This is a genomic window from Bacillus aquiflavi (assembly GCF_019915265.1).
GTDB classification, from domain to species: Bacteria; Bacillota; Bacilli; order Bacillales; family Cytobacillaceae; genus Bacillus_BT; species Bacillus_BT aquiflavi.
This window is the reverse complement of sequence record NZ_CP082780.1, coordinates 1,859,019-1,878,956: the sequence shown is the minus strand read 5'-3', so window position 1 is coordinate 1,878,956 and position 19,938 is coordinate 1,859,019. Positions and strand designations below refer to the sequence as shown.

At 35.8% G+C, this 19,938-nt stretch carries 21 protein-coding genes, 3 pseudogenes and 1 riboswitch; of the genes and pseudogenes, 14 read left to right on the top strand and 10 right to left on the bottom strand.

All coding sequences use genetic code 11. The features are described from left to right. Positions 1-2: 2 nt before the first annotated feature. Positions 3-245 (bottom strand): spore germination protein, encoded by a 243-nt coding sequence (locus K6959_RS08960; RefSeq protein ID WP_223088236.1) that lies wholly within the window; start codon positions 243-245, stop codon positions 3-5. Positions 246-265: 20 nt separating this feature from the next. After that, the gene (locus tag K6959_RS08955) at positions 266-508 is read right to left on the bottom strand and encodes a spore germination protein (protein WP_163242621.1); all 243 of its coding nucleotides are present in this window, start codon (positions 506-508) and stop codon (positions 266-268) included. 177 nt (positions 509-685) lie between these two features. Here K6959_RS08955 and K6959_RS08950 point away from each other — a divergent pair, with 177 nt between their 5' ends. Next, positions 686-1,459: an SDR family oxidoreductase gene (locus K6959_RS08950; protein ID WP_163242622.1), complete on the top strand. Its 774-nt coding sequence runs from the start codon at positions 686-688 to the stop codon at positions 1,457-1,459. Positions 1,460-1,688: 229 nt separating this feature from the next. On the opposite strand, the gene K6959_RS08945 is transcribed toward K6959_RS08950, so the two are convergent. Then, positions 1,689-3,047 carry an MATE family efflux transporter gene (locus tag K6959_RS08945; protein ID WP_223088234.1) on the bottom strand — a complete coding sequence of 453 codons (1,359 nt, stop codon included), beginning with the start codon at positions 3,045-3,047 and terminating at the stop codon, positions 1,689-1,691. A gap of 181 nt (positions 3,048-3,228) precedes the next feature. Between K6959_RS08945 and K6959_RS08940 the strand changes: the two are divergent. From K6959_RS08940 to K6959_RS08905, 8 genes and pseudogenes are all read left to right on the top strand, one after another. Continuing rightward, positions 3,229-4,229: pseudogene (locus tag K6959_RS08940) on the top strand (beta-ketoacyl-ACP synthase III). Next, a complete protein-coding gene (locus K6959_RS08935) occupies positions 4,219-5,379 on the top strand; it encodes an ATP-grasp domain-containing protein (RefSeq protein ID WP_223088233.1) in 1,161 nt (386 codons plus the stop codon). The pseudogene K6959_RS08940 and the gene K6959_RS08935 overlap by 11 nt, the downstream one beginning before the upstream one ends. After that, entirely contained in the window at positions 5,379-6,371 is a 993-nt protein-coding gene (locus tag K6959_RS08930) for an NAD-dependent epimerase/dehydratase family protein (RefSeq protein ID WP_223088350.1), read from the top strand. The genes K6959_RS08935 and K6959_RS08930 overlap by 1 nt, the downstream gene beginning before the upstream one ends. 18 nt (positions 6,372-6,389) lie before the next feature. Next, positions 6,390-7,232: an MBL fold metallo-hydrolase gene (locus tag K6959_RS08925; RefSeq protein WP_246234760.1), complete on the top strand. Its 843-nt coding sequence runs from the start codon at positions 6,390-6,392 to the stop codon at positions 7,230-7,232. Then, positions 7,219-8,559 carry a F390 synthetase-related protein gene (locus K6959_RS08920; RefSeq protein ID WP_223088231.1) on the top strand — a complete coding sequence of 447 codons (1,341 nt, stop codon included), beginning with the start codon at positions 7,219-7,221 and terminating at the stop codon, positions 8,557-8,559. The genes K6959_RS08925 and K6959_RS08920 overlap by 14 nt, the downstream gene beginning before the upstream one ends. Continuing rightward, the gene (locus K6959_RS08915; protein ID WP_223088230.1) at positions 8,537-9,172 is read left to right on the top strand and encodes a hypothetical protein; all 636 of its coding nucleotides are present in this window, start codon (positions 8,537-8,539) and stop codon (positions 9,170-9,172) included. Before K6959_RS08920 ends, K6959_RS08915 begins: the two co-directional genes overlap by 23 nt. A 69-nt stretch (positions 9,173-9,241) precedes the next feature. Further along, complete coding sequence (locus tag K6959_RS08910; protein WP_223088228.1) at positions 9,242-9,700, top strand: hypothetical protein; 459 nt, start codon at positions 9,242-9,244, stop codon at positions 9,698-9,700. Positions 9,701-9,815: 115 nt separating this feature from the next. After that, positions 9,816-9,986: a hypothetical protein gene (locus K6959_RS08905; protein WP_163242597.1), complete on the top strand. Its 171-nt coding sequence runs from the start codon at positions 9,816-9,818 to the stop codon at positions 9,984-9,986. Between the two features lie 497 nt (positions 9,987-10,483). On the opposite strand, the pseudogene K6959_RS08900 reads toward K6959_RS08905, so the two are convergent. From K6959_RS08900 to K6959_RS08890, 3 genes and pseudogenes are all read right to left on the bottom strand, one after another. After that, positions 10,484-11,043 (bottom strand): annotated as a pseudogene (locus K6959_RS08900) (GNAT family N-acetyltransferase). Positions 11,044-11,322: 279 nt separating this feature from the next. Continuing rightward, the gene (locus tag K6959_RS08895; protein ID WP_394373031.1) at positions 11,323-11,928 is read right to left on the bottom strand and encodes an undecaprenyl phosphate transporter UptA; all 606 of its coding nucleotides are present in this window, start codon (positions 11,926-11,928) and stop codon (positions 11,323-11,325) included. Between the two features lie 13 nt (positions 11,929-11,941). Beyond that, positions 11,942-12,721: an undecaprenyl-diphosphate phosphatase gene (locus tag K6959_RS08890; protein ID WP_223088348.1), complete on the bottom strand. Its 780-nt coding sequence runs from the start codon at positions 12,719-12,721 to the stop codon at positions 11,942-11,944. A gap of 179 nt (positions 12,722-12,900) precedes the next feature. Here K6959_RS08890 and K6959_RS08885 point away from each other — a divergent pair, with 179 nt between their 5' ends. Genes K6959_RS08885 through K6959_RS08875 form a run of 3 tightly spaced genes read left to right on the top strand, consistent with a single transcriptional unit; the run spans position 12,901 to position 14,788 of the window. Further along, positions 12,901-13,101 carry a PLD nuclease N-terminal domain-containing protein gene (locus tag K6959_RS08885; RefSeq protein ID WP_163242630.1) on the top strand — a complete coding sequence of 67 codons (201 nt, stop codon included), beginning with the start codon at positions 12,901-12,903 and terminating at the stop codon, positions 13,099-13,101. Beyond that, a complete protein-coding gene (locus tag K6959_RS08880; protein ID WP_163242631.1) occupies positions 13,101-14,009 on the top strand; it encodes an ABC transporter ATP-binding protein in 909 nt (302 codons plus the stop codon). Before K6959_RS08885 ends, K6959_RS08880 begins: the two co-directional genes overlap by 1 nt. Beyond that, positions 14,009-14,788, top strand: coding sequence for an ABC transporter permease (locus tag K6959_RS08875; RefSeq protein ID WP_223088224.1), 780 nt, complete (start codon positions 14,009-14,011; stop codon positions 14,786-14,788). Before K6959_RS08880 ends, K6959_RS08875 begins: the two co-directional genes overlap by 1 nt. A 60-nt stretch (positions 14,789-14,848) precedes the next feature. Here the strand turns inward: K6959_RS08875 and K6959_RS08870 are convergent. The 4 genes and pseudogenes from K6959_RS08870 to K6959_RS08855 all read right to left on the bottom strand — a co-directional run bounded on the left by K6959_RS08870 (position 14,849) and on the right by K6959_RS08855 (position 18,313). Further along, positions 14,849-15,742, bottom strand: a pseudogene (locus tag K6959_RS08870) (ABC transporter substrate-binding protein). A gap of 129 nt (positions 15,743-15,871) precedes the next feature. Further along, positions 15,872-16,645, bottom strand: coding sequence for an ABC transporter permease (locus K6959_RS08865; RefSeq protein ID WP_223088222.1), 774 nt, complete (start codon positions 16,643-16,645; stop codon positions 15,872-15,874). Beyond that, a complete protein-coding gene (locus tag K6959_RS08860) occupies positions 16,638-17,378 on the bottom strand; it encodes an ABC transporter ATP-binding protein (RefSeq protein WP_163242635.1) in 741 nt (246 codons plus the stop codon). The genes K6959_RS08865 and K6959_RS08860 overlap by 8 nt, the downstream gene beginning before the upstream one ends. Positions 17,379-17,579: 201 nt before the next feature. After that, a riboswitch (TPP riboswitch) is annotated at positions 17,580-17,682 on the bottom strand. Between the two features lie 70 nt (positions 17,683-17,752). Next, positions 17,753-18,313: a YdcF family protein gene (locus tag K6959_RS08855; RefSeq protein WP_223088221.1), complete on the bottom strand. Its 561-nt coding sequence runs from the start codon at positions 18,311-18,313 to the stop codon at positions 17,753-17,755. A 93-nt stretch (positions 18,314-18,406) separates the two neighbouring features. Between K6959_RS08855 and K6959_RS08850 the strand changes: the two genes are divergently transcribed. Continuing rightward, positions 18,407-19,177 (top strand): hypothetical protein, encoded by a 771-nt coding sequence (locus K6959_RS08850; protein ID WP_223088218.1) that lies wholly within the window; start codon positions 18,407-18,409, stop codon positions 19,175-19,177. Positions 19,178-19,353: 176 nt separating this feature from the next. After that, on the top strand, positions 19,354-19,929 hold the full coding sequence (locus tag K6959_RS08845) for a peroxiredoxin family protein (protein WP_163242637.1): 576 nt from the start codon (positions 19,354-19,356) through the stop codon (positions 19,927-19,929). Positions 19,930-19,938 lie beyond the last annotated feature (9 nt).

Below are 19,938 nucleotides of genomic sequence, written 5' to 3'. Positions count from 1 at the left end.
ATTTAAATCATGTTATTAACAGATCCAGAAGGGTTTGCAATTTGATCTTGATCACTAATATCGAAATCGCCAACACAATTTGCCATACAAGAACTATTTGGCGATAAATCACCGAACGCGATATTTGCACCATAAAATTTCGAGTTTGCTGTATGGCTGTTATGAATAGTAGGACCTATATCAATATTCGCATTGCTATTTAACCCATTTGTCTTTATATTAAAAATATTAATTTGATATGGCATCTTTAATTCACCTGCGTTTTTTACATTTGATTTGAAATAACTGGTGAAGGGTTTGCAATATCGCCTTGGTCATTAACATCAGGATCAATAAATACACTTTCCATAGCAGCATTTGTTGGAGAAAGATCACCGTAGGATGCATTATGTCCTTGTGTTTTTGAGTTGGCTGTCGGTGCATTATGAAGTGTTTCACCAATATTAATGGAACCGTTACTAGAAATATTGTTAATCTTTAAGCTATAAATATTAATCACCGTTTGCATCCATTTCACTTCCCTTTTCGTTATTATTTTATCCTATGCATTAGTAAGCCCAATCGTTAAGAAAAGTTTAAGTAGAAGAAAGCGAAAAAACTTCATATTGTTTGCATATCAACGTATTTATTCTTAGTATAGTGGTAAAGGACACTATAAATTTGTGAAAATGTGAGGTAATCATTTGTGAATGAAAAAACAGTGTTAATCACGGGAGGAGCAAGTGGAATCGGACGGAAAACTGCGGAAATACTTGCTGAAAGCGGAAAGAACGTCATCATTAATTACCGGCATAGTCAAGATAAGGCGAATGAACTTGTTCAGTTCTTAAATGAACGCTTTCACACAAATAATATTGCAATTCAAGGTGATATTTCTCAATTAGATGATTGCGAACGGCTCGTAAAAAAATCGCTTGAGAAGTTTCCTTCAATCGATATTGTTATTCATAATGCAGGACCTTACATTCATGAACGGAAGAAAGTAACAAATTATACTGCAGATGAATGGAATTACCTTGTAAATGGTAATTTAAATGGCGTTTTTTATTTAAGTAAATTACTTATTCCACAAATGCGTAAAAAAGGCTGGGGAAGATTGATTACCTTTGGCTTTGATCGAATTGAAACGGCTCCTGGCTGGATTTTCCGCTCGGCTTTTGCTGCTGCAAAGGTAGGTGTTGCTTCATTAACACGTACAATCGCATTGGAGGAAGCCGAAAATGGCATCACTGCAAATATGGTTTGTCCCGGAGATATCATTGGGAAATGGAAAGAACTTTCAATCGCTGAAGTCGAGGGAGTATCAGATACTAGTTCACCTGTATCAAGGCCCGGAACAGGGGAAGACGTTGGGAGAGTAATTTCTTTCCTATGCGATGAAAAATCTGATTTTATTACAGGGGCCATTATTCCTGTTACGGGAGGAAAAGATGTCCTCGGCAAAGTGTATAAAATCTAAGCTTAGGAACTGAAGCAATTAAGGCGAAAGTAAGCTGATCATATTGTTAATTTTTTCTTAGAATGTCTTAAATGATAGAGATAGCCAACTGTCCGAATGATAGATTGAAAACGTTTATAAGTCGAGGCGAGAAGCATGAAAATAGGTGTTCATAAGCTTACAACAGAATATAAGGACAATGGTGCGAGCTTTAAGGCTATCAACTTTCTTGATAGCCTTAAAGCTTTTCTTAGCTTAAAGACGCTTTATATTTTCTTTTTTGGATGTAGACGAGTCTGCTAGATAAGCCGACAGCGCCGACAGCAAGACCTGTAATCAGTCCAATCCAATATCCGAACGCTAACAAATCCGTATGATTTGCTAAATAATATCCTAATGGTAAACCGATGATCCAATAAGATACAAGTGCCATAAAAAACGTACTGTTAACATCTTTATAGCCTCTTAATGCTCCTTGAATAGGGGCCGCAATCGCATCAGATAGTTGAAAGAACAAAGCATACAATAAAAATTGCCCTGTCATATTCAAGACATTTTGTTCGTTCGTATACAAACTAGCAATTTCATATCGAAATGAAAATAAAACAAGGCCGCTGACTACTGCAAGTATTACCCCAGTTGCTACACCAATCCAGCTATATTGCTTTGCATCCTCATATCGTTTCGCTCCGACTTCAAACCCAATAACAATCGTTAAAGACATCGATATACTTAACGGCACCATATATAGAAATGAAGCAAAATTCATTGCAGCTTGGTGAGAAGCGATCGTCACTGTATCGAAGTTGCTCATTAAAAGCGTAACAGCAGCAAAAATACTTGTTTCAAAAAAGATGGCGAATCCAATTGGAACACCGATTTTCAAAATTTCCGCCCATTTCGTAAAAGAAACCGAATAAAGCTTATGAAAGATTTTAAAAGAGGCGAACGGCTGCTCTTTTATAATGATAAAAAAGGCAATTCCAGTAATAATCCAATACGTAATCGCAGAGGCATAACCTGCCCCGACACCGCCAAGCTTTGGCAAACCTAGCTTGCCAAAAATAAGCAAATAATTAAAAATAACATTTAGCGGCAGTGATGTTAATGTAATGATCATTGTCGTCCGTGTTTTTTCAAGACTATCTATGAATGAGCGCAGTACAGTGTAGATAAATAACGGAACCATTCCAAATGATAAAGCAATTAAATAATCGTGGGCAACTTGCTGCACTTCATTTTCAAGGCTCATTCGATTCAGGACCGGATTTAAGAGGAATGCGCCAGCAATGATCACAATTATCGCCATAATCACAGCTAAATAAATGCCTTGAATCACTGAAAAAGACGCGTCTTTTTCTTTTTTTGCACCAACGAGTTGTGACACAATTGGAGTAATTGCAAGCAAAATACCGCTTAAACCTGTAAAAATCGGAACCCATAACGATGAGCCAATGGCAACACCGGCTAAATCGAGTGGACTTGCATGTCCTGACATCATCGTATCAAAAAAATTCATGGAAAACATACCAAGCTGTGTAATTAGGATTGGGAAAAAAATGATGAGCAACTGATGAATTTTTTCTTTTATGTTTTTCGTTTGTTTCATTTCTAATCCCCATTTTTCTTATTTTGATTTAGTTTAACGTACTTTTTTATATACTGCTAGTAAAATGTTAAAATGAATCCTTTAACAACAGCTTACATTAAACGATATTAATGGTAAAATAAAAAACTGAAAGTGAAAGTATTTTTAAATTTAGACAGAAAGAGAGATTAAGAGAGATAAAATGGAAAGAAGCATAAAAGTGATTGGGACTGGTATATACATACCTAAAACAGTCGTAACAGCAGAGGAGCTAGATAAAAAGCTGTCTCTTCCTTCAGGCTGGACGTTGAAAAAATCTGGCGTGCGAGTACGTCATTTTATTACAAATGAAACAGCATCAAAAAAAATGGGCGAAGGCTGCTGTTCAAGCTGTTGAAAATGCCGGTATTCGTTTAGAAGATATTGATTGTATTATTTCTGGAAGCGGAACGATGGAGCAGCCGATTCCGTGTAATGCAGCACTTATTCAAAAGGAACTTAGTTTAGAAGAGTCAGGTATTCCTTGTTTTGATATTAATACAACTTGTTTAAGCTTTGTAAAAGGATTTGATTTAGCTTCATATTTAATTGACTCTGGCCGCTATAAAACGATTTTAATAGTTTCTAGTGAGATTTCCTCAATTGGGCTGAATTGGAAGCAGAAAGAAAGTGCCGTTTTATTCGGTGACGGAGCAGCTGCTGTTGTCGTCCAAAAGCCGCGAAAAGAGGAATCATCTCATATTTTAACTGCACGGATGGAAACATACAGTGTTGGAGCAAGTCATTCAGAAATTCCTGGCGGGGGAACGAAAATTCATCCTCGAGAACATGCACATTTATCAGAAGAGCATTTCTTGTTCCAAATGAATGGTCAAGCCATTTTTCGCCTGTCATCAAGGCTACTGCCTGCTTTTATGGAAAAATTATTTGCTGGAACAAACATAACGATAACGAAACGCTTTAAAAGCAGTAATACCTCATCAAGCGAGTGGGATGGCTTTAAGAATACTGCAAAAAAAACTGAATATTCCTGATGCGGTTTTTATTAATAACATCGAAAATTATGGAAATACAATTGCTGCCTCCATTCCGATCGCTTTGCATGAGGCAATTGAGCAAGGACGCATAAAGCGAGGCGATCTCGTCATGTTGATCGGTACTTCAGCCGGTTTATCTATTGGAGGAGTCATTTTTGAGTATTGAGAAACAGCATATATTATTAACGGGTGGAAGAGCACCGGTTACATTAGATTTGGCAAGACAATTTCACTCATTAGGTCATAAAGTTTATGTTGCTGATAGTGTACCGATGCAGCTTACGTCTTTATCAAATGCAGTGTGCAAGTCATTTGTCATTACAAGTCCTGTTGCCGATTATAACGGCTTTATTCAAGATTTACTGACAATTATTCATGATTATAAAATTCATTTATTGATTCCGACTTGTGAGGAAGTATTTTATATCGGAAAAGGGAAGGCGCAGCTTGAAGCGCTTTGTCATGTATTTTGCAGTGATTTACATATTCTTAGCCAATTGCATGAGAAGTTTTCATTTACTGAACTTGTCCGTTCAAAAGGTTTAAAGGCACCAGAAACATTGTTGGCAAAAACCTCGTCCGAAATTATATCTGCGATAAAGCAACTTGGTGGAGAAGCGGTGTTAAAGCCTGTTTTTTCAAGGTTTGCTTCACAAGTTTATTTTGTGAATCAAAATAATTTGAAACATGTTATTCATCTTATCAATGTAAGCGAACAATATCCTTATGTTGTCCAAGAAAGGATTATCGGAAAATCGTTTTGCAGTTATACAGTATTAAAAGACGGAATGATATGTGCTCATAGTCATTATCCGGTGTATTTTACTGCGGGAAAAGGTGCCTCGATTACGTTTGAGTATGTTGAACATAAGGGGATCGAACAATGGATCAGTACTTTTTTTTCAGGAACGAATCTAACTGGTCAATTTGCGTTTGACTTTATTGAAACGGAAAATGGTGTGCTTTATCCGCTTGAATGTAATCCGCGGGCAACGAGCGGTGTCCATCTTTTTAAGGGGCTACCGTTGCCTAAAGCGTTTTTAAATTCATCATGCTCCGTATTAAAACCAAAAAAATCAACGAAAGTGATGCTTATTTTAGCAATGCTCACAATGGGATGGAGTGTTACTCATTTTTTAAAATGGTGCAAAACATTTTTAAACTCAAAAGATATAATTTGGTCAAGTAAAGATATGAAGCCTTTTTTTCATCAATTTTATGTATACTATAGCTTTTATCGCTTGGCGAAGAAAAATCATATTTCGCCAATTCAAGCAACGACGATTGATATTGAATGGAACGGTGATAAGCAATGATGAATATGCTCGTAACTGGAGGAACAGGTTTTTTAGGAAAAAGATTAGCAAGACGTCTTAACGATGAAGGCCATGCTGTTACTATAATTGGTCGAAATGAACAGATTGGCAAATTACTTGAAAAAGAAGGGATCTATTTTTATCAAGCTGATTTAGCTGATAGCGGGAAAATAGAAAATGCCTGCAAAAAGATAGATTACGTGTTTCATTGTGGAGCTCTTTCCTCTCCATGGGGAAAATATGACGAGTTTTATCAAGCAAATGTACTTGGAACGATAAATGTGATCAACGCTTGTAAAAAAGAGAAAGTAAAACGACTGATTCATGTTTCCACTCCAAGTTTATATTTTTATTTTAATGATCGTTTAGATGTAAAAGAAAATGACCCATTACCATCAAAGTTTGTGAATTATTACGCTGAAACAAAATATTTAGCGGAGCAAGAAATTGATCGGGCTTTTGCAAAAGGGCTTCCAGTTGTGACGATTCGGCCGCGGGCTTTATTCGGACCAGAAGACACGACGATCATCCCGCGGCTAATCCGTGCAAATGAAAAACGATTTGTTCCTCTCATTAACGGCGGTAATATTTTAATGGATTTAACATATGTTGACAACGTTGTCGATGCACTTTTACTTTGTATCGATTCGCCTAAAGAAACGCTCGGGAAAAAATATAACATTACAAATGGTGAAACTGTCGTTTTTAAAGATGTACTAGAAAAGTTATTTTCTACCCTTCAAAAACCGTTAAAAACAAAAGACATCTCTTATTCAAAAGTAATAAAGCTTGCCCAGTTTTTCGAATGGGCGTCAAAATATATTTTATTTGGAAAAGAACCTATCTTAACAAAATATTCTGTTAGTGTACTTGCTAAGAATCAGACGTTAAATATTGATGCTGCCCGTAAAGAGCTTGGATACAACCCGCGGATATCGATTGAAGAAGGGATAGAACAGTTTGTCGAATGGTGGGTAGCAGAATTAAAGTAATGATTAGAGGTTGAAACAATGGAAAAAGTAACGATGAAATTATTTCAGACAGGTTATTGCGTGAATCTTGAAAGAATGGTGTTAAGAGGAGGAAGCTTTAAAAAAGTTTCCTTTCCGGCATTAGTAGCGTTAATGACTCATCCTAAATATGGACATATATTATTTGACACTGGGTATGCCAGTCACTTTTTTACTGCAAGTAGATCATTTCCTTATTCAATTTATCCGAAAATGACCCCGATTCATTTTCAGGATGGGGATGGAATCAAGGATCAGTTAGCAAAAGAGGGGATAAGTTCAGACGACATTTCCTACATATTTATTTCTCATTTCCATGGGGATCACCTTGGCGGTCTTTTAGATTTTCCAACGACGACTTTTTTATGTTCTAAAAAAGCATATGAATTTGTGAAGGGTAAAAAAGGAATTGACGCATTAAAAAATGCTTTTCTTCCAGAGCTATTGCCAAAAGATTTTGAGCAGAGGGTTATTTATATTGATGAAGAAAAAACGGTAAGCTTGCCTGAAGCTTTTTCCCCTTTTAAGGAAGGCTGGGATGTATTTCATGACGGGAGTTTTTTTGCTGTCGATTTGACTGGTCATGCGATCGGTCAGCTCGGTTTATTTTTACATGATGAGGTGAGAGGGGAAGTCTTTTTATGTGCTGATGCCTGTTGGCAAAGTCAAGCATTTCGCGAAAGTGTTTTACCGAGTAAGCTCGCTTATTTGATGATGCCGGATATTAAAAGTTTCAAAAAAAATTTAAAAAAAATACACGAATTACAAAAACAAAACAACAATATTTTAATTTTGCCCACTCATTGTACTGAAATATGGGGGAAGTCGTATGAGTACAGTTAAGATTGTTTCAGAGTATGTAAAGCAAAAATATTTTCGCCGTTTTCATTCACGCGATGAGGTGAAAAGATACCAAGAAAAAAAGATTAAAAAGCATTTAAACTTTGTCCTAAAGAACTCTCCCTTTTATAGGGAGCTTTATAAAAATCATCTCCATCATGGGAGAATAGAAGATTGGCGAAGCCTTCCGATCATTGATAAACAAATGATGATGGAGCATTTTAATAAATTGAATATAGTGGGCATTAAAAAAGAAGAAGCTTTTGACATGGCAATTCAGGCCGAGGAAGACCGGAATTTTTCGCCTACGAAAAACGGGATTACAATCGGTCTTTCCTCGGGGACGTCAGGAAATAGAGGTCTGTTTATCGTATCTCCATCAGAGCGGGAACGTTGGGCTGGAGTGATTTTAGCTAAATTGCTTCCTCACAGTCTTTTACATAAACATAAAAACGCCTTTTTTTTAAGGGCGAATAGTAACTTATATACGACTACGCAATCAAAGCGAATTCAGTTTTGCTTCTTTGACTTAATGGATGATCTTTCGAAACATATGAATACGTTAAATCAATACGAACCTTCTGTATTAGTCGCGCCTCCGTCGATGTTAAGGTTTCTAGGAAAAGAGTTAAATAAAGGTACATTGAACATTTCACCCGAAAAAGTGATTTCTGTTGCTGAAGTACTTGATCCTATTGATGAACAGTTTTTACAAACAGTTTTTCAAAAACAAATCCATCAAGTATACCAATGCACAGAAGGGTTTCTTGCTTGCACATGTGAACACGGCACGCTCCATATAAATGAAGATATCGTTGCCATTGAGAAAGAGTACTTACATAATGATAAAGGGAGATTTTTCCCAATTATTACCGATTTTTCACGAACAAGTCAACCGATTATTCGCTATCGGCTTAATGATATTTTAACGGAGGAAGAAAAGCCTTGTCCATGCGGCTCCCCTTTCATGGCTCTTAAACAAATTGAAGGAAGGGCGGATGATATTTTTTATTTAAAGGAGAAAAACGGAAACGGTTTAAAAGCAATCTTCCCTGATTTCTTTCGCCGTGCAATGATGACAGCATCTAATGAGATCGAGGAATATCGGCTTGTTCAAGAAAGTATTCAACAAATCTCTGTTCAGCTAAAGTTAAAATCTGCATCTGAAATAAATGAAAGTGTAACAAAGTCAATTACCGCCATTTGTCAGCATTTTTCAGTAGAAGCTCCTAAACTTGTTTTCAAGCGATATGACTTTTTACCAGGAGAAAAGAAACTTCGACGGATTGAAAGGAGTCATTTTCCTATTGACAAAGATAAAATTATATAGCGGAACTGAGATAGAACAAATAGAATGGGCTTCAAAAACGAACGGGAAAGCAGTACAAAACTATTTTACCGAAATGCTTTTACATCAAGCTTCTTATTATATTGACAATGACAATGTAACAGCACAACTAATGATCCTTGAAATCGATCGGCTATTACTTCCGATAACAGTCTCAACCCCATATAAAGGGAATAGTTATGTTGTTTCTCCTTACACACAATACATCGATTATGCCATCGAGGAACTGCGTGAATTGAAACATCCTATTTTAGAAACTGGATTAAAAGGGATGTTGAAATTAATTGGCCGCTTTTTTTATAAAAGTGAGATCGATCGAATTGTAATTGTGAATAATTGGTTATTATCAACAAATTTATATGAAAATTTAAAAGAGGGACAAGCGAAAGAAATCACTTTATTTTTAGCGGAAAAATTTCCTGACTGTGCGATTATGTTTCGTTCTTTAACAAATACTCTTCATACGGATATCATTTCCGAATTGGGTAATATAGGCTGTAAGTTCATTCCTAGCAGGTCAATTTATTTATTTTATCCGCATAAGTTCAATACATTTTCAAAGCGGCAAAAAAAAAAGCGATCCGGCGTGATATGAAGTGAGTTTTTACATCAGAGCGGGTATGAAGTTGTATCGCATGATAGGATAACCGAGTCTGATTTAAAGATGGTCTGGGAACTTTATAAGCGACTTTATTTACAAAAATATTCATATTATAACCCACAGTTTAACGTCCGTTTTTTAACGAATGCTTGGAAACACCGCTTAATAGAATTTAAGCTGTTAAAAAAAAATAATCAAGTGTACGGAGTAGTCGGCTTTGTCGTTTGCAACGGGATGATGACTACCCCCATTTTAGGTTATGATACTAGCTTATCGAAAGAAGAAGGGTTATATCGCCTTTGTTCTATTTTATTAACCGACCATTCGCTTGAAAATGAAATACTGCTTCATCGCAGTGCTGGGGCAGGCCGCTTTAAACGGCTAAGGGGTGCAATAAATGAAATTGAATATTCACTTGTTTTTTGTCAGCATTTGTCTTTAAAACGAAAAAGTGTGTGGTCGTTTCTCGAAAAAACTCTAACTAAAATCGGCATTCCGCTTTTAAAAAAATATGAGCTTTAACTAGCCACAAAACTGTCAAATTCTTTTTGCAATTTTATGAACAAATAAAAAATAAGCATGAAAACGCCTTCTTTTGTTGAAGATATAATTAAAAAAAAAAAAGGTGGTGGTTTTGATGAATTTCCAATTAAACCGAATTAATCCAAACCAAACACAAGTCATGTTTACCGATGGTCGCTTTGAAACATTGACAAACGAAGAATTAGAGTATTTACTCGCACAAACTGATGCTGCACAATCTATACAATATGAAGAAGAGGGAGTAGCAATAGACTCTGTTCATTAATGTAAACGGGGTATCCAATCAGCCGATTTTCGGCTATTGAATGCCCTTTTTTATGTGTTCTTTACTTTATCGTCGTATCCTTTGTCATAAAAGGTTTGAAAGAATGTGAAATAGTCTTGTCTAAGTTTACGTGAGCGATAAAGTGGAAAAAGATAGCGATAGTGCAGTTTTAAGAAGAAAATCGAATTTTTGCTCAATACGATTAGCGCAACATCTGGTCTTTGGATTGGTTTATATCGTTAGTCAAAAATAGCATGTAATGATTCGTTATCATAAAGGAACACACAAAGTGTAGTTGGATTTTTTTTTTTAACCTTTTGGAGGTGCTATTTTTAATCTGTCTCCACAAGAGGCTGATATAAAGAAAAGAGGATCATTCAGTCTTCATAAAAGACTAACTATCCTCTCAAATGATAACCAAAGATAAAGAGTAAAAGTGGTGAACTTTGTATTGCTAATGATTTTACTTTAATCTATTTACAGTGATCGGATGAAGACTATGCTTCTAGTAAGCGAGATGCTTGTTGAAGCTCCTCATTTCGCAAGTAATGCAATGTATAGTGATCTTTAGAAATCTCATAAAGGTCATATATCTTTCCATGACGATTGATTTGTTCATAAAGCGATTTCCTCGTCCTATTCACTTTCATAGCATAAGGTAGTTTTTTTTCGCTGCTTTAATTGAGCGAGTGTTTTCTATTCGAATACGCATGTAAATTGTTTCAATATGAAGTTCGTAAAATAGTTCCGCAAAAAAAGCTTTCTTTGCCAAATGATTATAACCTTTCCCATGATACGGCTTTCCAAGCCACGTTCCGAGAAAACCAGCATAATTGTTAATATCATATAAATTGATCGTCCCAATTGGAGTAGACCATTCATCAAGAATTGTCCGTGAAATTAACTCGCCTCGCTCTTCCGCTTCAATCGTCTGTTTTGAAATAAAAAGAAACTCATCAAATGAATGTGCTTTTTGGCGTACAAAAGGGAAGACATCTGGGTGCGTCATCAGTTCGTACAAAGCGTAGCAATCTTGCAAATCACGTTTCTTTAGCATGTATATCCCTCCAATTTGAGGGCAGTCTGATCCTGAACGGATTTTGAGTCCACCCTCGAAATTTTTTATAAAGTTTCTAAAAAATTTCGGGGTGGGAATCGAACCCACTAGAACCAGTATACTGGTGGCGCACCATTTGCCTTCCCTAAATATCTCACGGCATTTCCGTTTTATTTGATTGTAAAAACATCATACAAAAAAACAAGCAAAAAATAAATAGATAATTTGTTAATTTTATTTAAAATATTTTCTGCGATTTTTAACAATTTAACAACGGGATTAACGATTGTGCTTCTTTTTCCAGTTTGTATAAATAAAATAAATAGAGGCAGAAACGATTGTCAAAAATATAATTGGTTTTAGAAATGGACGGGCATAATCTTTTATGTTGTGCCAATGCTCACCAAGCTCCATGCCAAGCAGTAAAAAGAGCACAGTCCAAGGAATGATCGCTGCAACTGTATAAACGGTGAATTGTGAAAGCGGCATTTTACTAATCCCCGCTGGAATTGAAATCGCATGGCGGATGACAGGAATAAATCTTGCGGTAAAAATCACTCCTGTTCCGTATCGATCAAACCAAGCTTCCGCCGCATTAAGCTGACGTTCATTAATGAATAAATAATTTCCGAAGCGATTCAGAAAAGGTCTTCCTCCGTATAAGCCTAACCAGTATAAAAAGATTTGTGCAAGCGTTCCGCCAATTACCCCTGCTAAAAAAGCACCAAAAAAATTAATTTTTCCAATACTAATTAAAAACCCTCCATAGCTTAAAACAATTTTGCTTGGAATCACTTCAATCATTAAACCGAGTGCAATTCCAAAATACCCAAGTTCCGCTAAATATTCGAAAATGGTTAATACAAATGTTTCCACTGCTATCATTCCTTCAAATATTTTAAAAAGCCCCTGTTGCTTGAAGAGTTAAAATTGTCATCCCTAAAATCCAAACATAAATGGCAAATAACTTTAAAGACTTTCTTTTTAAAAATTGAATCATCCAAACTACTGCTAAATAACCGAAAATGGCTGACGTTAAAGTAGCAACAAATAAACTGCTAAATGAAATATGCTCAACTTGACCAGTAAACATTTCTTTGAATTGGAGAATGACCCCGCCGCCAATTGCGGGGATAGATAGCAGAAATGAAAAATAAGCAGCTGTTTCACGATCAAGTTTGCGGAATAGACCAGCGGCAATCGTTAAGCCTGAGCGCGATACAGCCGGAAGAATGGCTGCGGCTTGAAAGGTACCAATAAAGAAGGCATCTTTATACCCGATATGCTCCATTTTTTTTGCCCCATTACGAATCCCGTCTGCCATCCATAAAATAAGACCGGTAAATAAAAATTCCCATCCAATCGTAACCCCTGTTTTTGATATCGAGTCAAAAAAATCATTAAAGAGAAATCCAATGATGACGGCAGGAATCGTCCCAATGATTAATAAAAATGATAATTTGCAAAATGGATTTCTTACTATTTTAACGAGTTCATGTTTGTAAACAACAAGAACAGCTAGTAGTGTCCCAACATGCAACATCGTATCAAGAAACAACCCCGCTTCGTCTAAACCGAACAAATGTCTTCCTAAATATAGATGTCCTGTGCTTGAGATCGGCAAAAATTCTGTTAAACCTTGAATGACACCTAGAAAAAAAGCTTCTATTTTTGACATCATTTCTAAAACCCCCAAACGATGATGTTTCCAATATAAAATGTATTCTTCTTGTCCAAAACAAGAACTACTTGTTTTATATTCATAAATTACACGGATAAAATTTCAAAAAATATGAATGAACGATTTGACATCATTGTGCGTCTTATAATTAACCAAACCGTAAGGAGGTTTTCAGAGTGGAATTATTACAATCGATTAATTGGGCTTTGCTATTACCATTTGTCGTGATCCAATTTATTCTTTTAATCATTGCCATTATTGATTTAGTTCGAAGTAAAAACACAAATGGTCCTAAATGGGTGTGGGCACTCGTCATTTTATGCATTAGTATTATCGGTCCAATTGTTTATTTCATCTTTGGAAGGAGAAATGATTAATGGCTGTAATCAAAGTTAAAGGCTTATCAAAAAGATTTCAAAATAAAGAAGTAGTAAAAGGAATTGACTTTCTCTTAAAGAAGGGGAAATGTATTGCCTTATTGGGACCAAACGGTGCAGGAAAAACAACAACACTTCTCATGCTTGCTGGATTAATGAAGTCATCAAGTGGAACAATTCTGTTTGAAGATGTTAAGAAGGGGAGCGATATTCGCAAATATATCGGTTATCTTCCGCAGCACCCTGTTTTTTACGATTGGATGACAGGACGGGAATTTCTTGAGTATGTTGGGAAACTAGCTGGTTTATCTAGCAGTCTTGCACAAGAAAGGGCATTGGAACTACTTGAACTCGTTGATATTTTAGATGCGAAAAACCGCAAAATCGGTAATTATTCAGGAGGAATGAGACAGCGTTTAGGAATTGCACAAGCGATTATTCATCGGCCACAGCTCGTGATGCTTGATGAACCTGTATCTGCTTTAGATCCATTTGGTCGCCGTGAAGTGTTGACGCTATTAGAAAAACTAAAAAAAGAAACAACGATATTATTTTCTACTCATATTTTAAATGACGCCGAAGAAGTTTGTGATGAAATTTTATTTCTTCATAACGGTCAAATTGTCGAATCAGGAACGATGGATGAGCTTCGTGACAAACATCAACAAGCGAAAATTGATTTTGTGTTTCATAAAAAAACAGAGGAATACGTACGTTCCTTCACAGATCAGCACCTCATTTCTTCAATCATTGTTGATGGAAATAAAGCAAGTGTCATCGTCACAGATGTAGATGCAGCTAAATCAGCATTTCTTAATGAAATTTCAGAAAAAAACTGGCCGCTAGTAAAGTTTGAAATTAGTAAAATCACACTTGAAGATGTTTTTATGAAGGTGGTGCAAAAATAATGAGGCAATGGTCGATTTTATTAAATAAAGAAATACTTGAGATGTGGCGGAGCTTTAAATGGATCTGGGTTCCGATGACGTTTATTTTACTAGGAATGATGGATCCGCTAACGTCTTATTATATGCCGCAAATTCTTGATGCAGTAGGAGACCTTCCCGAAGGAACAATTATTGAAATTCCGACTCCAAGTGCACAAGAAGTGTTAATGATGACGGTCAATCAGTTTAACATAATGGGTGTATTAGTCATTGTTTTATTAACAATGGGTTTAATTTCTGCTGAGCGCAAAAGTGGTGTTGCTGGGATGATCTTAGTGAAACCAGTTTCAGTAGCTTATTATGTAACTGCAAAATGGACAGGTGCTCTTTTATTGCTTTTGTTATCATATTTTTTAGGGTTTTTAGCTAGCTGGTATTATGTCGGTATTTTGTTTGAACCTATCCCATTCGGAGATTTTTTCATCATCTTTATGCTTTATGGAATTTGGCTCATATTTGTGTTAACTGTATCGTTATTCTTTAATGCGATGTTAAAGTCACCGGGAGCAGTTGCATTTACCTCTTTATCCGTGATCATTATTTTAAATTTAGTTGGCGGGTTACTTTCTCATTGGCTTAAATGGAGCCCGTCTCAATTATCTGTATATGCTGGCAGCTTTTTAACTTTAGGTGAATTGCCTGATGAGATTACTGGTACTGTTCTCATTTCATTCATTTTAATTGTGATGTTGCTTATTTTCTCAGTATTCATTTTTCGGAAAAAAGAACTTGCAACTTAAAGAATAAACAAGCTGTCTATAAGACTGTAATTAGCCTTATAGACAGCTCCAATGAGGTAGCTAGTCATTTTTGTCAACTAGATTCATATAAGCATCTTTAACATCTATTTTTTCTTTCACTATTCCTGTATCGAAGAGCCAATTTGCGACCTCTGCCCAAACAGCTTCATCTTGATAACCAAATGGCAACTCATCATCATTCATTAATGGAAGAAGGACGTTTAAGCTTTCTGTTTCAACATCTTGATCAAGAGGAAAGCTTTCATTTTCTTGCCCAAGCAGTATATTTAAGCCGCCTTTTGGATCTTTTGTTACATCTTTTTGTCCTTTTGAAACTGCTTTCCAAAATCTTTTAAACAATTCCTCATTTTCTTTTAATCCTTTTTCACTTGCGACGAGTACAAGTTCATAGTAGTCAGGAACACCGAAATCTACAGGGTTAATCGTTATCATCGGATGCCCTTCTTTCTCAAGCAGTACACGTTCGTGGTTAATATAACCGCCAATAATTCCATCGACTTTCTCAGTAGAAATAGCAGGAATTAAATCCCACCCAACATCAATCATATTTACTTTTTTTTAGTCGCCGCCGTCGCTATTTACCATTACATTTAAAATCGCTTCTTCAATTTCAATTGAAGAGTAGCCGATATTTTTCCCTTCAAGATCTTTCGGACTATTAATATGACTTGTTTCCGGCACCATTAAATGATCAAGTGGATGCCGCACAAAAGCAGCTAGGGAAACGACTGGAATCCCTTCGGCACGCGAAACGACGACTTGAGGCTGGTAGCTAATTGCTAAGTCTACTTTACCAGCAGCTACAAGTCGCAATGGATCGTTCGTTTCTGCTGGCATTTTAATATCAACATCGATTCCTTCTTTGGTAAAATAGCCTTTTTCAACGGCTGTATAAATCGCAGAATGAACGGCATTAGGATACCAATCTAGCATAATACTTACTTTTTCAGTCGTCTTTTCATCCTTTTTTCCTTCTTCATTATTTTGCGTACAGCCTGCAAAAATAAATACGATACAACTAATCATGAATCCTATAAAAAAGCTTCGTCTCATAAAATACCATCACCTTTTCTTTTCTAGCTTCCATTTTAATATTCGCCGTTCTAATATCGTCACGAGTAAAAAAAAGCTCATCCCTAAAAACGATAAGATTGTGACAGCAGCAAACACACCTTCTGCATTCAAATTACCTGACATTCTTCTACTGTAATAGCCAAGTCCCTCACTTGCCCCAAGCCATTCCCCGATTGTGGCGCCAACAACTGAAAAAACAATCGCAAGCTTCAAACCTGAGAAAAATGACGGCAATGCCATTGGAATTTGTATTTTAGTAAACAATTGCCAACGACTTGCGCCCATTGATTTTAACAATTCGGTATATTCTGGATCACTGTTTTTAAGTCCATCATACGTGCTTACGACAATTGGAAAGAATGTAATTAAAACAGTTACAGCAACTTTACTCCAAATGGTATAGCCAAACCATAAGACGAACACAGGAGAGAGGGCGATAATCGGAATCGTTTGTGATATTAACACAACTGGATACAGCATTTTCTCAATAGACTTTGAAAAAAACATTGCCACAGCAAGACTTGATCCGCCGATTAAGGCAATCATAAATCCAAGGGCAACTTCCTTTAATGTAGCGGTTAAATGTTCGCCAAACAGTGATTGTTTATGTTCAATGATCATTAGTAATATTGCCGATGGTGCTGGAATAATAAATGAAGGTACCTTTTCCAGTTGAACTGCTAATTCCCAAATGAAAATAGTCGTAATAAAAAAAAGAAAAAATAAGCGATATTGGGTAAAAAACGTCTTTAATCTATTCATTGGAAATTCGCTTCTCCAAATTTTGTCGATATTTTATCATTTCTACTGTATGAATCATTTGAGCATTTCTAGGACGCGGCAGTTCTACTTTAAACTCTTCTGCTTGATCATTTGGATGTAATAGGATAATTTTATCACTTAACAATACGGCTTCCTCTAAATCATGGGTAATAAAGAAAATCGTTTTATTTAATTGCTGCCAAAATGATAATAGCCATGAATGCATCTCTCTTTTTGTTAAGGCATCAAGAGCACCGAATGGTTCATCCAATAACAAAACTTCTTTTCCTGTTAACACTGTTCGCAAAAAAGCAACTCGTTGTCTCATACCGCCCGAAAGTTCAGACGGAAGAGCATTTTCATACTCTAATAACCCAACTCGTTCCAGCCATTCTCGCGCTTTTTCTTTTGTTACGAGTGAGTCCTTTTGAATTTCTCTGACGAGCATTAAGTTTTCAAGTACGGTTCTCCACGGCAACAAAAGATCACGCTGAGGCATATAACCGACACATCCCAACGAGGCTGGATGACCGTTCACACATATTTCTCCTTCTTCTGCGTTAATAAGTCCAGCTATTAATTTAAATATTGTGCTTTTTCCAGTCCCACTTTTTCCTATTAATGAAACAAACGTTCCTTTGTCTATTTGGAGATTTAATTTGTTAATAATATTTTTTTTATTTCCTGAATTATCAATGATTCCATAAGTAACATTATGTAAATAAAGCGTCATTTTTCCACCTTCAGTCTTTCAATTAACTAGTTAAACGAGGAACACCTCTCTTTTTCAGCTTGAAGACAATTGTTGCAGGTGAGGTGCACAGCACATTTGTCACAATCTGTTCTTTTTTCGAACGAAACATGATTAATAAAAAAAACAAACCACTCTTTAGCATAAAGAGTGGTTTATATTAAAATATGTTATGATATATTTTAATGATGATCGCCACTTCCCTACGCAGGTATTAACCAGTTCAGGTTCAAAGGGTCTAGAACAAAGTTCAATCTCAGCCAGTACGGCCCCCCTAGTGTTACACGTTTATTCGATTGAAATTATCATAACAAGAATATAAGTAATTGTAAAGATGAGAGAAGTAGTGTTGCTATTTACCAAAAATGAACATTTTCAAGATTGCTGCATATTCTCTTAAATACATGAATATTTTTTTTTTTTTTCGTTGCCGGTGTTTCTGCGGCTAATGGATAGGCTTCAATTTTCAATTTTTCTGCTAACTTAACAGAACGATATAAATGGAAATCATTACTGACAATAACTGCTTTTTCAATTCCATACAGCTTTTTTGTAAATAATAAATTTTCATAAGTAGAGGTAGATCGATCCTCAATTAAAATACGATCTTTTTGGAGCCCTTCCTTTTCAAAAAATCTCCGTAGCGCTTCAGCTTCTGCAATCCCTTCGTCAGGACCTTGACCGCCAGTTAAAATGACTTTTGTATCCAAATTATTTTGTAAATATTCAAGAGCTTTTTGCGCTCGATTATATAAGCTAGGGGACATCTCTTCTCCATTCACCTTTGCTCCTAACACAATTAAATAGTCAACTTCCCCCGGCGGCGTCTTGCTTGCAGTCGTCATGATCTGTAAGTGAAAATAAGAAATCATCATGATTACGATAAAAAGCACTAGTAAAATAAGCTTCTTTTTCAAATATTTCAACATCCCATTCATGTTTTATTTAAATAGTTAATAGATATAGTAAGGACAGTGAACAGTTAATAAGTTTTTTACAAGGAGAACTTTATGAATATTCAACAACATTACCGGCAAAACGCCGTTTCTTCATTAAATGGAGGGTTAGCAGCATTTATTCCCGCTATTTTAATAGTCATCCTCACGATCAAACTCGGCGATTTTTATCAAACTTTTCTTTTCACGATTCCATTCCTAACTTATAGTATTGGCAGCTATGTTTTATTTTTACAATATGACTATAAAGCAAAGCAAGTTTGTTGGCAAGAGAGCGACAAGAAAACACCGTCATTACTTACAGGAACTGATTTTTTATTAACTTTTAACCCAGACTTATCACTCCACATTCTTATTTTTCATCAAAACGGCATTTTAGTAGGTGAAATAAAAGAAATGAAAACTACTGGAATAAAAGAGCGTAAAAAATATGCTCTTTATGACGAGAGGGGAGAGATAAAGGGAATCTATCATTTGAAAAGGAGAAAGAGAAAAGAAAGCTATTTTTATGATGCAAGGTATAACTTAATCGGCATGTACGAGGAGAAGAACTATTATTTTAAAAAAACAAGCACATTGATAGATGAAAAAGGAGTAAAATGTTATCAAGTAAATCACGAAAGTGGGTGTGCTGATTTTTCTGTTTTAAAAAAGAATGAAAAAAAGCTGGCTAATTTAAAAATTGGCTGGCTTCCGCTTGAATGGGGGAAGCGATTCAAAGATAGTAATACACCTGTATTAACGTTTCATCATCAAGCGACTGCTAAAGAAAAGATCATTATTTTTGGTTATTTAGCCAATCATTTTTATCAGTATGATATGTAAGGCATTGTTCATGTAGAAATTGATCATAGATGATAAAATAAAGGAAATTATGAAGGGAGGAGAAGTGGTATACTTCCAGTTAGCGAATAGAAACAGTTATTTATGGGCTGATAACATTTCCCCTTTTTTTATTTACGTATAAGAGCACTTATTATAATATAAGAGGATGATCGTTTATGAAAAAGTTTCTCATCGGTGCAGCTATTTTAATCGCGGTTTTGTTTGTTATTGATAAAACTATTTTAAAAGAGAAAGGAATAGCTGTTAAGATTAATGAGCATGAAAAATATGAAAAAGCAAAAAATCCGAGTGAGCTGCCGATCGGCTTAGAAAAAGGTGAACGAGCACCAGACTTTACATTGACAGATTTAAAAGGAAATACAGTTAAATTGAGTGACTTCAAAGGAAAAAAAGTAATGCTCAATTTTTGGGCAAGTTGGTGTCCGCCTTGTAAAGCGGAAATGCCTTATATGGAACAAATATATAAGAAATATAAAAAAGAAGACATTGAAATTGTTGCTGTCAATTTAACAGCAACAGAAAAAAAAGCTGACGATGTTACTCATTTTGTCGAGGAATACGGACTAACTTTTACAATTCCACTTGATGAACAAGGGGAAGTAAGTGCCCAATACGGAGTAATGGCCTACCCAACCAGTTATTTTATTGATACGGATGGCGTTATCCGCAGTAAAGCAATCGGAGCTGTAAGCGAGGACCAGATGTTAAAAGAGTTGCTAAAGCTTCAATAAAATGTGGTT

Bases quoted from the DNA above. Each gene is read 5' to 3' on its own strand.
- K6959_RS08960 (WP_223088236.1), bottom strand. From the start codon at position 245: ATGCCATATCAAATTAATATTTTTAATATAAAGACAAATGGGTTAAAT.
- K6959_RS08845 (WP_163242637.1), top strand. From the start codon at position 19,354: ATGAAAAAGTTTCTCATCGGTGCAGCTATTTTAATCGCGGTTTTGTTT.
- K6959_RS08875 (WP_223088224.1), top strand. From the start codon at position 14,009: ATGAGGCAATGGTCGATTTTATTAAATAAAGAAATACTTGAGATGTGG.
- K6959_RS08920 (WP_223088231.1), top strand. From the start codon at position 7,219: ATGAGTACAGTTAAGATTGTTTCAGAGTATGTAAAGCAAAAATATTTT.
- K6959_RS08865 (WP_223088222.1), bottom strand. From the start codon at position 16,645: ATGAATAGATTAAAGACGTTTTTTACCCAATATCGCTTATTTTTTCTT.
- K6959_RS08890 (WP_223088348.1), bottom strand. From the start codon at position 12,721: ATGTCAAAAATAGAAGCTTTTTTTCTAGGTGTCATTCAAGGTTTAACA.
- K6959_RS08910 (WP_223088228.1), top strand. From the start codon at position 9,242: ATGGTCTGGGAACTTTATAAGCGACTTTATTTACAAAAATATTCATAT.
- K6959_RS08905 (WP_163242597.1), top strand. From the start codon at position 9,816: ATGAATTTCCAATTAAACCGAATTAATCCAAACCAAACACAAGTCATG.
- K6959_RS08880 (WP_163242631.1), top strand. From the start codon at position 13,101: ATGGCTGTAATCAAAGTTAAAGGCTTATCAAAAAGATTTCAAAATAAA.
- K6959_RS08945 (WP_223088234.1), bottom strand. From the start codon at position 3,047: ATGAAACAAACGAAAAACATAAAAGAAAAAATTCATCAGTTGCTCATC.
- K6959_RS08930 (WP_223088350.1), top strand. From the start codon at position 5,379: ATGAATATGCTCGTAACTGGAGGAACAGGTTTTTTAGGAAAAAGATTA.
- K6959_RS08850 (WP_223088218.1), top strand. From the start codon at position 18,407: ATGAATATTCAACAACATTACCGGCAAAACGCCGTTTCTTCATTAAAT.
- K6959_RS08860 (WP_163242635.1), bottom strand. From the start codon at position 17,378: ATGACGCTTTATTTACATAATGTTACTTATGGAATCATTGATAATTCA.
- K6959_RS08895 (WP_394373031.1), bottom strand. From the start codon at position 11,928: ATGATAGCAGTGGAAACATTTGTATTAACCATTTTCGAATATTTAGCG.
- K6959_RS08925 (WP_246234760.1), top strand. From the start codon at position 6,390: ATGGAAAAAGTAACGATGAAATTATTTCAGACAGGTTATTGCGTGAAT.
- K6959_RS08955 (WP_163242621.1), bottom strand. From the start codon at position 508: ATGCAAACGGTGATTAATATTTATAGCTTAAAGATTAACAATATTTCT.